The sequence below is a fragment of the Rhizobium sp. WYCCWR 11146 genome (genome assembly GCF_013591995.1).
In the GTDB taxonomy this organism is placed as follows: Bacteria; Pseudomonadota; Alphaproteobacteria; order Rhizobiales; family Rhizobiaceae; genus Rhizobium; species Rhizobium indicum.
On sequence record NZ_JACCEY010000023.1, the window covers coordinates 238,395 to 252,556 of the forward strand.

A 14,162-nucleotide genomic window follows, 5' to 3' on the forward strand; every position below is an offset into this window, starting at 1 on the left:
CTTTAAGATCGCCGATCTACACTCGCTTCGGCAATGCGCTCATACATGAACCCCTTTCACCCGATAGACCTCCGGATCGGGGATCGGAACTGCGGCGATCAGCGCGCGGGTGTAGTCATCCCTCGGGTTCTCGAAGATATCCCGCCGTGTGCCGGTTTCGATGATGTGGCCGGCGCGCATGACGGCGACGTTGTGGGACATGCGCTCGACGACGGCCATGTCATGGGAGATGAAGAGATAGGCGAGCCCCATCGTTTCCTGCAGTTCGAGAAGCAGGTCCAGCACCCGGGCGCGCACCGAGACGTCCAGGGCTGCGACGCTCTCGTCGGCGACGATCAGCTTTGGCTCTAGCGTGAGTGCCCGGGCGATGCAGATGCGCTGGCGCTGGCCGCCTGAAAATTCGTGCGGATAGCGCGTCGCCGCATCAGGCGTCAGGCCGACCCGGCGCAACAGTTCGGCGACGCGGTCCTGCCGTTCGCTATGGTTGCCGATACCGTGGATGATCATCGGTTCGCCGATCGCCTTGCCGACGGCCATGCGCGGGTCGAGCGAGGCATAGGGATCCTGGAAGATCATCTGCGCTGAGCGGCGCACGGGCCGCATCTCACGCTGGCTGAGGCCGGCGATGTTGCGGCCGTCGATCAGGACGTTGCCCTTGAAGGGGATGAGGCCGAGCACGGCCTTGCCCGTCGTCGATTTTCCGGAGCCGCTTTCGCCGACGAGGCCGAGCGTTTCACCCGGCAGGATATCGAAGGAAACGCCATCGACGGCCGCGACCGGCGGCTTGCCCTTGAAAAACCGGCTTGCGGCATTGCCGTAGGTGACGGTGAGGTCGCGCACGTTCAGAACCGGCGTGCGGTCCGGATGCAGCGTCTCGACGGCGCGCTGGGTGATGCGCGGCGGGCGGTCGGTGCCGGCAAGTGCGCCGAGCCTCGGGACGGCGGCAAGCAATTGCTGGGTATAGGCCTCCTTCGGCCGCTGGAAGACGGCGAGCGCTGTTCCCTGCTCGACGATCCGGCCATTCTGCATGATGACGACACGGTCGGCCATTTCGGCGACGACGCCCATGTCGTGGGTGATGAGGATGATCGAGGCGCCGAATTCGCGCTTCAACTCGCGCATCAGCCTGAGGATCTGCGCCTGTACGGTGACGTCGAGTGCCGTCGTCGGCTCGTCGGCAATCAGCACCTTCGGCCGGCAGGAGAGCGCCATGGCGATCATCACCCGCTGGCGCATGCCGCCGGAAAGCTCATGCGGATATTGCTTCAACCGCCGGGCCGGCTCGGTGATCTGCACGGCATCGAGCATCTTCAGCGCCACCGCCTCGGCATTGTCGCTGCCCTGGTGCGCGCGGATTGCTTCCGTCAGCTGGTTGCCGACCGACATGACCGGATTGAGCGAGGTCATCGGCTCCTGGAACACCATGGCGATATCGCCGCCGCGCACGCTGCGCATCGCCCGATCGGAAAGCCTGAGCAGGTCGCGCTCGCCAAGCAGCACGCTGCCGGAGGCGACCCGCAGCGAGGCTTTCGGCAGGAGCCCCATGATCGACAGCGAGGTGACCGACTTGCCGGAGCCGGATTCGCCGGCGATGCAGAGCGTTTCACCGCTTGCAAGCTCGAAGCTGACATCCTGGAGCACCGGCTTGCGGCCTTCGGGCGTGCGGGCATCGACGCTCAGCTTGCGAAGGCTGAGCACCGGTGCTGCGGCGGGCATGGCTTCGTTCACGCGAACACGATCCTCGGGAAGTAGAAGGAAACCACCCAGTTCGGCTGGTCGACGATCTCGCTGATCCGGAGATCGCCGCAGACCGAGCAGAGCAGATAGGCATCGACGGCGCTCATGCCGTGTTCGGCGCCGAGAAGATCGATCATGCGCATGACGCTTTCGCGCGCCCCGGTCATCAGATCGGGGCCGATGCCTGTCGTCACCTCGTAGCCGGCGCCGTCGAGATGGCGGGTCACCGGTTCGGTCGTGGTGAAGCGCGGTGTCTGCAGCTTGGCGTCCTTGACGAGCTCGATCGTCGCTTCGACGTTCATCTGGCTTTCGATCGCCGTGCCGCAGACTTCGCCATCGCCCTGGGCGGCATGGGTATCCCCGATCGAAAACAGCGCGCCGTCGACCTCGACGGGCAGGTAGAGCGTCACGCCGGCCGTTAGGTCGCGGATGTCCATGTTGCCGCCGACGCGGCGTGGGGGAACGACGGAATGGGTGCCGGGCTCGGCGGGTGCGACGCCGATCGTGCCGGCGAAGGGCTTCAGCGGCACGCGCCCGCCCCGGCCGTAAAGGGCAGGCACCATGCTGTTGGCGTCATAGGACCAGACGTGCAGCGCCGGATCCTTGAACTGGTCGGCAAGCAGGCCAAAGCCCGGAATATTGGCCGTCCAGCCGACGCCCGAGGGAATGAACTTGCGCAGCGTCACCTTCAGCGCATCGCCGGGTTTGGCGCCTTCGATATAGACCGGGCCGGAGACCGGGTTGATCTTGCCGAAATCGAGCGCGTTCAGCGTTTCCAGGGTCGCGTCGCGTCCGAGCTGGCCACCCGATGAATCCATGCATTCGAAGTGGATCGTCTCTCCGGGCTTGGCGACGACCGCGGGGGTGAAATCCTTGTTCCAGCCGAAATTGTGCTGGGCGCGGTGGATGGTGTGGGTGCAGGCGATGCACATTTCATGTCTCCCTCGACTTTATGACACCTTCCCGGCGTGGACCGGGAAGGCTTTGTTTCTTCGGGGCTTACTGCTTCACGTAGATCGCGTCGTAATTGATGACGCGGGTCGGATCGATGTAGATGTTGTCAGCACCGCCCATGCGCATCGACTTGGCGACGACGCGGCGTTCGTTGATGACAGGGATCCACGGCGCATCGGCCATGATGTCGGTGAAGATCTTGCCCCAGGCGGCGGTGCGCTCGGCTGCCTTTGCCGGATCGGACATCGAGTCGGCGGCAACGGCGCGCTTGTCGAGATTGGCGTTGCAGTACCATGACCAGTTCCAGCCGCCCGGAACCGCGCCGGCGCAACCGAGGATCGGGCCGTAGAAGTTGGACGGGTCCGGGAAGTCGGCGATCCAGGCCATGCCGCCCGACCAGATCATCGGGGCTTCGCCTTCCGTGCCGCCGGCCGAGATGACGTTTGCCTGGGCCAGTGCTCGGACTTCGGCCTTGACGCCGACAGCGGCCAGATCCTGCTGGATCGCCTGGGCGATGCGCGGCTGCGGGTCGGTGTTCGTCGAGTAGAGCACGGTCTCGAAGCCGTCGGGATAGCCGGCTTCGGCAAGCAGCGCCTTGGCTTTCGCCACGTCATAGGCATAGCCGGTGAAGGCCTTGTCGTAGCCCGGCATCAGCGGCGGCAGCGGCTGGTTGGCAGGCGTTGCGCGGCCGTTGAGGATGCGGGTGATACGCTCCTTGTTGATCGCCATGTTCAGCGCCTGGCGAACCTTGACGTTGTCGAAGGGCTTCACCTTGGTGTTGAGGGTGATGTAGCCGGTGTGCAGCTGTTCGCCGTCGACGATCATCTGCGCGCCATCGGCCGAATTCTTGATTTCGAGGAACTTCGCCGGCGGAATGCCGTCGCCGGCAATATCGACCTCGCCCTTTTGCAGGCGCAAGAGCGCCACCAGCGGTTCCTGGCCGACTTCGACCTTGAAGCTGTCGATATAGGGAACGCCCTTGACGAAATAATCCTTGTTGCGCTCGAAAACGAGCTGCTGGCCGATCGTCCAATCCTTCAGGATGAAGGTGCCGGAGCCGACCGGCTTCTTGCCGAAGTCGCCGGCGGCGGCCTCGACTGCTTCCTTCGGCACGACCGAGGCGAAGTTGATCGCAAGCACGTGCAGGAAGGTGGCGTCGGGGCGCGAGAGGTTGAAGATGACGGTGCTGTCGTCAGGCGTCTCGATGCCGGAGAGCGTCGTCGTCTTGCCGCCGGTTTCATCCTCGAAGCCCTTGATGGCGCCGAAGAAGCCGGCGCCGGGCCCCTGCGTCTTCGGGTCGACGGCGCGTTCGATCGAATATTTCACGTCGGAGGCGACGAGTTCGCGGCCGTTGGAGAACTTCACGCCCTTGTGCAGCTTGAAGGTATAGGTCAAGCCGTCGGGTGAAACGGTGAAGCTCTCGGCAAGCGAGGGAACCGGGTTCGGCGTGCCGGGCGCATAGTCCATCAGGCGGGAATAGAGGCTCTTGATCATCGACCAGTTGACCCAGTCGTAGCCGATCGCCGGGTCGAGCGTGGTGATGTCGTCCTTGTAGGTGACGACGATATCGCCACCCTGCTTGGGGGTTTCCTGCGCCATGACGGATAATGGGGCGAGCGCCACCATCGTTGCCATGGTCGTCTGTTGCAGCCAGCGTTTGAACATCTTGGTTCCCCTTCTTTGGTTGCTGTCAGCGTGTGCGGATGCGCGGATCGATGATCGGCGCGACGAGGTCGGCAAGCAGATTGCCGATGATGATGGCGAGCGCCGAGGTCAGCGTGACGCCCATGATGATCGGGATGTCGACCTGCTGGATCGCCTGCCATGCGAGCTGGCCGATGCCGGGCCAGCCATAGACCGCCTCGACGACGACCACGCCACCCATGAACTGGCCGATATCGATGCCGATCATGGCGATGATCGGCAGCACGGCGTTGGGCAGCGCATGCCGCAGGATGACGCGTTTCGAGGAAAGACCCTTGGCGCGCGCCGTGCGGACATAATCCTGGTTCAGCACGTCGATCATCGACGAGCGCACCATGCGGGCGTACCAGCCGGCGCCGCAGATGCCGAGTGTTACGGCCGGCAGGACGAGATGCGAGAAGCTGCCGTAGCCGCTCATCGGAAACCAGCCGAGCGTTGCCGCCAGCAGGTAGAGCAGCAGCAGGGCGACGAGAAATTGCGGTGCGGAGGTGCCGACAAAGGAGGCCATCATCACCATCCGGTCGACGAAGCCGCCGCGGCGCACGGCAGCGATGGTGCCGAGCGTCAGGCCGAGCACCACCTCGACGAAGATGCCGGCAAGCATCAGTGTCAGCGTCGCCGGCAGCCGCGCGGCAATCAGCGTCCAGACATCGGTTTTCTGCGCATAGGAGCGGCCGAGATTGCCATGCAGCAGATTGCCGAGATAGGTGCCGAACTGGACCAGCAGCGGCTGGTCGAGGCCGAGCTCATGGCGGATGTTGGCGACCGTCTGGGCGGTGGCGCTGCGGCCGGCGATCATGCGGGCCGGATCGGCCGGAAGGGCGTAGAGCAGCACGAAGGTGATCGCCGCGACGCCGAGCAGGATGAGCGCCGCCTGCGCCAGCCGGCGGAGCATGAGTGATGCCATCAGCCCCTCCCGCGCTGGGTCGGGTCGAGAATGTCGCGTAGCGCGTCGCCGACCAGATTGAAGGAAAGCGCCGTCAGAAGGATGATCGCGCCGGGAATGAAGACCAGCCAGGGGGCGGCCTGGAAATAGCTTTGACTCTCGAAGATGATGTTGCCCCAGGAGGGCTGCGGCGGCTGGACGCCGACGCCGAGAAAGGAAAGTGTCGCCTCGAGCAGCACGGTGGTGGCGATGCCGAGAGTTCCCCAGACGATTGCCGTCGGCATGAGGTGCGGCAGGATATGCATGAAGAGCACGCGCATGTGGCCGGCGCCGAGCGAGCGTTCGGCCATGATGAAATCCCGCTCCACCAGGCCGCGAGTTTCGGTATAGACGATGCGGGCGACCTGCACCCAGTTGACCAGCGCAATCACCATGGCGACGATCCAGAGGCTCGGCTTCAGCAATGCGGCGAGCACGATGGCGAGAAGCAATGCCGGAAATGCCATCATCAGATCGGTGAAGCGCATCAGGATGTTGCCCGCCAGCCCGCGGAGATAACCGGCGACGATGCCGACGAAGAGGCCGATCGTCACCGCGATGCCATTGGCGACAAGGCCGATGATCAGCGAGGTGCGGGCGCCGAAGAGCAGGCGCGAGAAGAGGTCGCGGCCGAGCGTGTCGGTGCCCAGCAGATAGGGACCGCCCGGCGGCAGCGGCGCGCCTTCGAGCGACAGGCCGTCAAACATCTGCTCGTCAGGACTGAACGGCGCGATCCACGGCGCTGCGATGGCGAGCCCGATGACGAGCGTGACGACGATGAGGCCGAAAAGGGCCGTCGGCTGGCGGATCATCTGTTTCAGCACATGCATCAGCCGGCCTCCGGCAGAGGTTCGGCACCCGCCAGGATGAAGGCTGATATCTGCTCCATCGGCAGGCGGCGGCGCATGGCGCAATTGCGCAGGATTGCGTAAGCGCTCTCCTCGTCGATGCCATGTGCGGCCTGCAGCTTTTCGACGGCGGCGTGAACGAGCGGCCGCAGCCGAACGCGCTCTTCGAGATATTGCAGTTTTTCCGCAGTCGCCTTGCGCTCCCGATGAATGGAGACGGCCATGACAAGCGCCGGATAAACGGCCGATGTGGCGATCGGCTTGGCGATGATCGCACCGGCACCCTGTCCAAGTGCCCAGGCGATGCGGCCGGGCGCTTCCGAACCAAGCAAGGCAACGACGGGGCAGGCAGGCGTTTCGCCGTGCCAGGGCAGCAGATCGTCCCAGCCCTGGTCGGCATCGACGATGACGAGATCGGGCAGTAGTGCCGCGGCCGAGAGCGGCGCCCATTGTAGCGTTGCGTGGATGCCGAGCAGGCGAAGCTGGCGGATCAGCTTTTCGGTGTTGCCGTCCTCGCGATGCAGGACCATCGCCTGCCAGCCGGTGAAATTGGGTGTCTCTCTCATGACACCACCCTTAGCCGTGGAAAGGCCAGGCGGTTGCGGCCGGTCAGATAGGGGTCGGCGGCGAGCGGCGGCCGCGAGGCGACGACATCGAAGCCGTTGTCGGCGTTGATCCGGCCGAGATGGAAGGGCAGGGCGGCATGATTGGTATCGCGGTCGATCGAAAGCGCGCCGAACAGGGTCGGCCAGGATCGATTGTGGAGCTCGCGCCGGACGGCGTCGGGCTCGTCACCGCCGGCGGCGACGATCGCGTCGACGCAGAGCCGGACGGCCGTATAGGCGCTGGCAAAGACGCTGGAGACACGCCGCTCGGCGCCGTGACGCTCGGTGACACGGGCCTTGAAGGCGGCATTTTCCGGGGTCGCGATACTATCGAAATAGGAAGCGGCGCAAAGCTGGCCGGCGGCAGCTCCGGCGGCGATATCGTCGAGTTCGCATTCCATCAGGTCGCAGCTGACTACCGGGCAATTTTCCGCGCGGAAGGCCGGATCGCGATCACCGAGGGCCTTGATCGCCTTCAGGAAGGCGTAGCTCGAGGGGCCGATCAGATTGTTGAGGATGAAGCTCGGGCGGCGCTGCGCGATCTCGGCGACGATGCGTTCGACGGCTGTCTCCTCGAGCGGAAGATAGCGTTCGCCAAGCACCTCGCCGCCGGCATTGGTAATGAGTTCGCGGGCGAGCCGGTTCATCTCCCAGCCCCAGACGTAGTTGGCGCCGACGAGGTAGGGCCTTGCGCCGTAACGCGGGATCAGGTGCTCGAAAAGCGGCAGCAGATGCTGGTTCGGGCAGCCGCCGACATAGATGACGTTCTCGTTGGCCTCGAAACCTTCATAGGGGCACATGTACCAGAGCAGGCCGTCATGTTTCTCGACGAGCGGGATGACTTCCTTGCGCGCCGCAGAGGTGATCGTACCGACGATATGGCGGCAGCCGGCGCGCAGAAGATGGCGCGCGCCATCGAGATAGGCGGCAAGATCGGCATGCGGATCGAAGAAGATGGGCTCAATCGCCACCCCTTCGACGCCGGTATATTCGGCCATCGCGAAATCGGCGCCGTCGCGCGCGTCGCGTCCCATCGAGCCGTAGGGCCCGGTGGTCGAAAAGAGGATGCCGATTTTCAGCGCGTCGTTCATGAAGTGACCACATCAAAAACCCCACGACGCTGATCCCATCGAGCGATGAGGCGTCATGGGGCGAAACTGCCCGGGGACTATCGAAGTCATGTAATGTGGAAGGCTCTTTGCCTAATCCGCAGGCTTGAGTAAAATACAGGCAGCTTATCTTTGTCAAGTGTGCTGCGCGGCACTCGCAGCGATTTGATCTTGTTCTTTCGGTAGAGCCGCCAAAGGTCGCTCTTCTAGCTCAAATCATGCAGATCGGTGGTAATCGCCGGGCCGATCGAGAATTCGGAAAAGCGGACCGTCAGTCCGCTGCGCTCCGGCGTGCAGGCCGTGGGTCCGACCTCGTAGTGATCGGCAGCCGGGAAGGGGGCGAGCCGCAGCAGCGGCCAGAAGCTGCCATCGCGCGAAGCCTGGATGCGCATCGCGCCGTTGGCGACGGTGACGCGGATGCGGAAATCTTCCAATTCCCTGAAGGGCTGAGCGACGGACCAGTCGGACTTGCCGTCGGTGACGACGGTGCTGAGGTAGGCTTCGCCGTCGGTGAACTCGACGCCTGTTTTCACCCAGCGTCTCTCGTCGATGCGCACCATCAGGCCGGCCTGGTCGTAGAGCGTGCGGAATTCGCCCCGGACGCGGATCTGTGCGGTGAAGCTGTCGGTGGTGGGAAAGGCGAGGAAGTGGCCGCTGTCACGGGTGAAGCCGTAATGGGTCTCCCGCCAGAAATCGGTCTTCTCATCGGTGGTCAGGGTGAGGCCGGTTTCGGTCGCCTGCCAGTGTGACGGCTCGTTCAGCCATTTGCCGTCGTTGAAATCGATGCTCATCCTGTTCTCCCGTTCCGTTGAAGCCTCACCGCAGTGCGATTGACTCACCTTGGCATAATGCGCGGTCTTGTTGCAGGCGGGGCGCAGCCAAAGATTGTGTGTTTTTCGGCGTCCCGGTATCCGCCGAGCGCATAATCCGTCGCTCCTGCTTGACAGGATCGATCCATCTCCTATTCTGTTACAAAAAGATGAATTACATAATTGTGGAACTAAACGGGAGCCTTCACATGAAAACACTGGTCGCATTCCTTCTCGGCACCGCGCTCGTCGCCCTGCCTTCGACGCTCCTTGCCCAGGAAAAGGGCGGCGTCATCAATGTCGCGACGATCGGCGAGCCGCCGACGCTCGATCCGATGTCGTCGACGGCCGATCTCGTCGGCATCGTCACGCAGCACATTTTCGAAACGCTCTACACCTTCGACAAGAGCTGGAACGTCACGCCGCTTCTCGCCGAGAGCCTGCCTGAGATCAGCGCCGACGGCAAAACCTATACGATCAAGCTCAGGACCGGCATCAAGTTCCACGACAATACCGACATGACCTCGGAAGATGTCGTTGCTTCGCTTGGCCGTTGGATGAAGATCGCCTCGCGCGGCAAGCAGGTGGCCGGCTTCATCGATAAGGTCACCGCCGCCGATCCGGCGACCGTGACGATCACGCTTAAGCAGCCCTATGCGCCGCTGACTTCGCTGCTCGCCTTCAACAATTCGGCTGCGATCATCATCCCGTCCGAAAAACAGGACGAGCCGATGAAAGACTTCATCGGCACCGGCCCCTATATGCTGAAGGAGCGCAAGGCCGACCAATACATCCAGCTCGTCCGCTTCGACGGCTACAAGTCACGTGAAGGCGACAGCAATGGCTATGGCGGCGCCCGCCACCAGTATCTCGATGAGATCCGCTTCGTGCCGGTGCCGGATCCGAACACCCGTGTCGAGGCCGCGGTTTCCGGCCAGTACGACTACGTCGACTCGATCCCGGTCGAATCCTACGACAAGCTGAAGGCCTCCACCGCCTCGCAGCCGATCATCCTGAAGCCCTTCGGCTATCCGGTGTTCGTCTTCAACACGAAGGAAGGTATTGCTGGGAATGTCGAGGTTCGCAAGGCGATCCGCCAGGCGCTCAGCATGGAAGACATGCTGGCGGCGGCTTTCGGCAGCAAGGATTTCTACGCGCTCGACGGCGCCATCTATCCCAAGACCTTTGCCTGGTCGACAGATGCTGGCGTCGAGGGCGCCTACAACGTCGCCGATCCGGAAGGGGCGGCGGCTGCCGCCAAGAAGGCCGGCTACAACGGCGAACCGATCCGTATCCTGACCAGCCGCCAGTATGAGTTCCACTACAAGATGGCGCAGGTCGCCGCCGAATATCTGAAGCTTGCCGGCTTCACCGTCGATATGCAGGTTGTGGACTGGGCGACGCTGACGCAGCGCCGCACCGATCCGAAGCTCTGGGATATCTACATCACCCATAGCCCCTTCCTGCCGGAGCCTGCCCTGATCGGCTCGCTCTCAACCAGCTCGCCGGGCTGGTGGGATACGCCGGCCCGCAAGGCCGCCGTCGATGCCTTCACCTCGGAAGTCGATCCGAAGAAGCGCGTGGCGCTCTGGGCCGATGTCCAGAAGGCGATCTATGTCGACGCCCCCTTCATGAAGATCGGTGACTTCAACGCCGTTTCGGCAGAGTCGACCAAGCTTGAAGGTGTCGATCCGGCTCCGTGGCCGTATTTCTGGAATGCTTCCATCAAGAAGTAGGCATCGCCACCGATACCGGCCATTCCTGGTCGGTATCGGTCTTCTTTTTTGCAGCATCTGCAAAGGTTTACCAGGCATTCATGATACGCTACATCCTCCAGCGCCTGTTCGGCATGATCGTCGTGATGTTTCTCGTCGTCACGATCGTCTTCGTCATCGTGCGCGTGACGCCGGGAGATCCCGCCGCAGTGATGCTCGGGCCGGATGCGACGCCGCAGGATATTGCCGATCTCAGATCCCGGCTCGGCCTCGATCAGTCGCTCGGCCTGCAATATGTCTATTATATCGGCCAGATGCTGAGAGGTGATCTAGGCCAGTCGATCTTCCTCAACATGCCTGTCACCTCGGCCTTGCTCGACCGGGCCGAGCCGACCTTCTTCCTGACTTTGTTTTCGCTCGCCATTGCCAGCATCATCGCCCTGCCGATCGGCATCTATGCCGCCTATCGGCGCGGCTCCTTCATTGACCAGGCGGCAACGACGCTCGCCATGTTTGCCGCCAGCATTCCGAGCTTCTGGCTCGGCCTGATCCTGATGCAGTTCTTCGCCGTCAGGCTCAACCTCTTCCCGGTCTCGGGTTATGGCGGTCCGGGCTCGACCTTTCTCGATCGGATGTATCATCTGACGCTGCCTGCCTTTGCGCTCGGCATCGTCTCCTCGGCGCTGATCCTGCGTTTCACCCGCGCGTCGATGCTCGATGTGCTTGGCGACGATTATATTCGCACGGCGCGCGCCAAGGGGCTGATCGAGCGCCGGGTCATTCTCAAGCACGCTCTGAAGAATGCGCTGATCCCGATCCTGACTGTGATCGGCCTGACGGCAGCGGTGCTGATTTCAGGCGCCGTCGTCACCGAGACCGTCTTCGGCCTGCCGGGTGTCGGCAATCTCGTCGTCTCCGCTGTTCTGCGCCGCGACTATCCCGTCATCCAGGGGGCGCTGCTCGTCATCGCCGCCCTCTACGTGCTGATCAATTTTGCGATCGACATGCTCTATCTGCTGATCGATCCGAGGGTGCGCTACTGATGGCCGATATCGCGATCAAATCCGCCGAAGGCGAGGGCAGCAAATTCGCCAGGCGCCTGCTTAAACGCAAGACGGTCGCCTTGGGCCTGCTGATCCTGACGATCTTCGTGCTTCTGGCGGTCTTCGCTCCTGTTGTCGCGCCCTATTCGCCGTCGAAGCTTTCCATCGTCAACCGGCTGAAACCGCCGAGCGGCACCTTTTTCTTTGGCACCGATGAGTTCGGCCGCGATGTTTTCTCACGTACGATCTTCGCCGGCCGCCTGTCGTTGCTCGTCGGTGTTGCGGTCGTGACTTTGTCAGCCGTGATCGGCGTGACGCTCGGCTTGCTTGCCGGCTTCTTCCAGAAGCTCGATACGCCGATCGCCCGATTGATCGATGCGATGATGGCCTTTCCGGATATTCTGCTGGCGATCGCGCTCGTTGCCGCCCTCGGCCCGTCGCTGACAACCGTCATCATCGCGCTGTCGATCGTCTATGCGCCACGCCTTGCCCGGATCGTGCGCGCATCGACGCTGGTCATTCGCGAATTGCCCTATGTCGAGGCGGCGAGGGCGCTTGGCATCTCAACCTTCCATATCATGACGCGGCATGTGCTGCGCAATCTGCTGTCGCCGATCCTGGTGCAGGCGACGTTCCTTTTCGCCAGCGCCATGCTCGCCGAAGCCGGCCTGTCTTTCCTCGGCCTCGGCGTCAGCCCCGAAATCCCGACCTGGGGAACGATGATCGCCGCCGGCCGGCAGTATATCGGCCAGGCCGACTGGATGACGCTGTTTCCGGGTGTCGCCATCATCCTCTCCGTACTGTCGCTACAGATGGTCGGTGATGGCCTCAGGGACATGCTCGATCCAAGACTGCGCAAGGATCTTTAATCCGCCGACCAAGCGTCGGCCCAATCGAAATTCGCCAAATCGAAAATTGCATGACAGGAGTTTGCGTGAATCAGTTTCCCACCGCCGCCGGCAAGGTCGAGAACTCGCCTTACGAACGGCTTGCCGCCCTCGGCATTGCGCTTCCGCCGCCGCCGCCGCCGATTGCCAATTTCGTCACGCACGTGATCGAAGGCAATATGCTCTATCTGTCCGGCCAGGGCCCGCGTGAGGCCGACGGCTTCATGCATGCCGGCAAGGTCGGCGGTGGGGTCAGTGTCGAGGAGGCCTACGGCCATGCGCGGCTGACCGGCATCAACCTGCTTGCCGTGATGCAGGATGCGCTCGGTGATCTCGCCCGCGTCAAGCGGGTGGTCAAGCTGCTCGGCATGGTCAATGCCGTGCCTGAGTTCGAAGATCATCCGAGCGTCATCAACGGTTGCTCGGATCTGCTAATAGAAGTCTTCGGGCCGGCCGGCGAACATGCCCGCTCGGCCGTTGGCTTCGGCTCGCTGCCCGGCAACATCACCGTCGAGATCGAGGCGATCGTCGCCTTGAATGGCTGACGGAAGCTCGACACACTTGATCGATCGCCCCATGTTTCGTTTTTCGACCCAGACTCCTGGAGATCTCCATGTCCACTGATATCCGCCCGTCGCTTGGCCTTCGCCCTGTCATCAACGTATCGGGCACGATGACCAGCCTCGGCGCCTCGATCGTCGTTCCCGAAGCGATCAGCGCGATGGCATCGATCCTGCCGCACTTCGCCGAGATCAACGACCTGCAGCGCAAGGCAAGCGCCGTCATCGCCCGGCTGACCGGTGGCGAGGCGGGCTTCGTCACCGCCTCCTGCTCGGCCGGCATTTCGCTGGCCGTCGCCGGCGCGATCACCGGCAATAACCTGCTGGCGATCGAGAAGCTGCCGGATGTGGTGTCGGAGAAGAACGAAGTGCTGGTGCAGATGGGCCATGTGGTGAGCTACGGTGCCCCGGTCGACCAGGCGATCCGGCTTGCCGGCGGCAAGGTCGTGCTTGTGGGGCAGGCGACCTCGACGCATCGCTTCCACATGGAAAACGCCATCACCGACAAGACCGCCGCTGCCGTCTATGTCGTCTCCCACCATGTCGTCGATTACGGCCTCTTGAACCTCAAAGAATTCGTCGAGATCGCCCATGCCAAGGGCGTGCCCGTCATCGTCGATGCGGCTTCGGAATATGACCTGCGCATCTTCGTGGAGCAGGGAGCCGATATCGCGCTCTACTCCGGCCACAAATTCCTCGGCGGCCCGACCTCGGGCATCGTTGCCGGCAGGAAGGAGCTGGTGCGCCATGCATTCCTGCAGAATATGGGCATCGGCCGCGGCATGAAGGTCGGCAAGGAGAGCATCTTCGGCGTCATGGCGGCACTCGAAGCCTGGGAAAGCCGCGACCACGCCGGCATCCGGGAACGCGAGACCGGCTATCTCAACCTGTGGAAGCGCACGCTCGACGGCCGCCCTGGCCTCACCGCGCTGATCGAGCCCGATCCGACCAACAATCCGCTCGATCGGCTGCGCCTGATCGTCGATCCCGAGCAGGCGCATATCACCGCCTGGGATCTGGCCGATGCGCTTGCCAAGGGCATCCCGCCGATCATCGTGCGCGATCATGAGGTGGAGCACCGCTATTTCTACCTCGACCCATGCAACCTGCACCCGGGTGAGGAGACGATCGTCGCGGAGCGCCTGGCGCAGGAACTCGACAAGGCGCGTGCCTCCAACGAGATCATCGCCACACCCCTGGAAAACCGCAGCAAGCACCGCTTCGACGGCGTGCTGCGCTGGCCGGATTGATATCTGCCGCGAGAGG

General features: G+C 63.2%; 13 protein-coding genes. 5 read left to right on the top strand and 8 right to left on the bottom strand.

The genetic code is table 11. The annotated features are described in order from the left end of the window. Positions 1 to 39: 39 nt before the first annotated feature. The 8 genes from HX899_RS18700 to HX899_RS18735 all read right to left on the bottom strand — a co-directional run bounded on the left by HX899_RS18700 (position 40) and on the right by HX899_RS18735 (position 8,673). A complete protein-coding gene (locus tag HX899_RS18700) occupies positions 40 to 1,728 on the bottom strand; it encodes an ABC transporter ATP-binding protein (RefSeq protein ID WP_171598019.1) in 1,689 nt (562 codons plus the stop codon). Further along, positions 1,725 to 2,669, bottom strand: a complete 945-nt coding sequence (locus HX899_RS18705; protein WP_171598018.1) for an acetamidase/formamidase family protein — start codon at positions 2,667 to 2,669, stop codon at positions 1,725 to 1,727. The genes HX899_RS18700 and HX899_RS18705 overlap by 4 nt, the downstream gene beginning before the upstream one ends. Positions 2,670 to 2,736: 67 nt before the next feature. Then, positions 2,737 to 4,356 carry an ABC transporter substrate-binding protein gene (locus HX899_RS18710; RefSeq protein ID WP_171598017.1) on the bottom strand — a complete coding sequence of 540 codons (1,620 nt, stop codon included), beginning with the start codon at positions 4,354 to 4,356 and terminating at the stop codon, positions 2,737 to 2,739. A gap of 25 nt (positions 4,357 to 4,381) precedes the next feature. Continuing rightward, a complete protein-coding gene (locus HX899_RS18715; protein ID WP_138331392.1) occupies positions 4,382 to 5,302 on the bottom strand; it encodes an ABC transporter permease in 921 nt (306 codons plus the stop codon). Further along, positions 5,302 to 6,150 carry an ABC transporter permease gene (locus HX899_RS18720; protein WP_003547924.1) on the bottom strand — a complete coding sequence of 283 codons (849 nt, stop codon included), beginning with the start codon at positions 6,148 to 6,150 and terminating at the stop codon, positions 5,302 to 5,304. The genes HX899_RS18715 and HX899_RS18720 overlap by 1 nt, the downstream gene beginning before the upstream one ends. Next, on the bottom strand, positions 6,150 to 6,734 hold the full coding sequence (locus HX899_RS18725) for an ANTAR domain-containing response regulator (RefSeq protein ID WP_138331393.1): 585 nt from the start codon (positions 6,732 to 6,734) through the stop codon (positions 6,150 to 6,152). Before HX899_RS18725 ends, HX899_RS18720 begins: the two co-directional genes overlap by 1 nt. Beyond that, positions 6,731 to 7,864, bottom strand: coding sequence for a transporter substrate-binding protein (locus HX899_RS18730; RefSeq protein WP_171598016.1), 1,134 nt, complete (start codon positions 7,862 to 7,864; stop codon positions 6,731 to 6,733). The genes HX899_RS18725 and HX899_RS18730 overlap by 4 nt, the downstream gene beginning before the upstream one ends. Positions 7,865 to 8,088: 224 nt before the next feature. Beyond that, a complete protein-coding gene (locus tag HX899_RS18735) occupies positions 8,089 to 8,673 on the bottom strand; it encodes a DUF1349 domain-containing protein (RefSeq protein WP_138331395.1) in 585 nt (194 codons plus the stop codon). Positions 8,674 to 8,900: 227 nt separating this feature from the next. Between HX899_RS18735 and HX899_RS18740 the strand changes: the two genes are divergently transcribed. The 5 genes from HX899_RS18740 (at position 8,901) to HX899_RS18760 (ending at position 14,146) form a co-directional block, all read left to right on the top strand. Beyond that, positions 8,901 to 10,427: an ABC transporter substrate-binding protein gene (locus tag HX899_RS18740; RefSeq protein WP_138331396.1), complete on the top strand. Its 1,527-nt coding sequence runs from the start codon at positions 8,901 to 8,903 to the stop codon at positions 10,425 to 10,427. Between the two features lie 80 nt (positions 10,428 to 10,507). Next, positions 10,508 to 11,449, top strand: coding sequence for an ABC transporter permease (locus HX899_RS18745; protein WP_011655191.1), 942 nt, complete (start codon positions 10,508 to 10,510; stop codon positions 11,447 to 11,449). After that, the gene (locus tag HX899_RS18750; RefSeq protein ID WP_138331397.1) at positions 11,449 to 12,318 is read left to right on the top strand and encodes an ABC transporter permease; all 870 of its coding nucleotides are present in this window, start codon (positions 11,449 to 11,451) and stop codon (positions 12,316 to 12,318) included. The genes HX899_RS18745 and HX899_RS18750 overlap by 1 nt, the downstream gene beginning before the upstream one ends. A 50-nt stretch (positions 12,319 to 12,368) precedes the next feature. After that, complete coding sequence (locus HX899_RS18755; protein ID WP_171598015.1) at positions 12,369 to 12,881, top strand: RidA family protein; 513 nt, start codon at positions 12,369 to 12,371, stop codon at positions 12,879 to 12,881. Between the two features lie 68 nt (positions 12,882 to 12,949). Continuing rightward, the gene (locus HX899_RS18760) at positions 12,950 to 14,146 is read left to right on the top strand and encodes an aminotransferase class V-fold PLP-dependent enzyme (protein WP_171598014.1); all 1,197 of its coding nucleotides are present in this window, start codon (positions 12,950 to 12,952) and stop codon (positions 14,144 to 14,146) included. The last annotated feature ends 16 nt before the right edge of the window (positions 14,147 to 14,162 follow it).

Excerpts from the sequence above, each read along its gene's own strand:
- HX899_RS18705 (WP_171598018.1), bottom strand. The coding sequence starts at position 2,669 with ATGTGCATCGCCTGCACCCACACCATCCACCGCGCCCAGCACAATTTC.
- HX899_RS18710 (WP_171598017.1), bottom strand. The coding sequence starts at position 4,356 with ATGTTCAAACGCTGGCTGCAACAGACGACCATGGCAACGATGGTGGCG.
- HX899_RS18715 (WP_138331392.1), bottom strand. The coding sequence starts at position 5,302 with ATGGCATCACTCATGCTCCGCCGGCTGGCGCAGGCGGCGCTCATCCTG.
- HX899_RS18720 (WP_003547924.1), bottom strand. The coding sequence starts at position 6,150 with ATGCATGTGCTGAAACAGATGATCCGCCAGCCGACGGCCCTTTTCGGC.
- HX899_RS18725 (WP_138331393.1), bottom strand. The coding sequence starts at position 6,734 with ATGAGAGAGACACCCAATTTCACCGGCTGGCAGGCGATGGTCCTGCAT.
- HX899_RS18730 (WP_171598016.1), bottom strand. The coding sequence starts at position 7,864 with ATGAACGACGCGCTGAAAATCGGCATCCTCTTTTCGACCACCGGGCCC.
- HX899_RS18735 (WP_138331395.1), bottom strand. The coding sequence starts at position 8,673 with ATGAGCATCGATTTCAACGACGGCAAATGGCTGAACGAGCCGTCACAC.
- HX899_RS18740 (WP_138331396.1), top strand. The coding sequence starts at position 8,901 with ATGAAAACACTGGTCGCATTCCTTCTCGGCACCGCGCTCGTCGCCCTG.
- HX899_RS18745 (WP_011655191.1), top strand. The coding sequence starts at position 10,508 with ATGATACGCTACATCCTCCAGCGCCTGTTCGGCATGATCGTCGTGATG.
- HX899_RS18750 (WP_138331397.1), top strand. The coding sequence starts at position 11,449 with ATGGCCGATATCGCGATCAAATCCGCCGAAGGCGAGGGCAGCAAATTC.
- HX899_RS18755 (WP_171598015.1), top strand. The coding sequence starts at position 12,369 with ATGACAGGAGTTTGCGTGAATCAGTTTCCCACCGCCGCCGGCAAGGTC.
- HX899_RS18760 (WP_171598014.1), top strand. The coding sequence starts at position 12,950 with ATGTCCACTGATATCCGCCCGTCGCTTGGCCTTCGCCCTGTCATCAAC.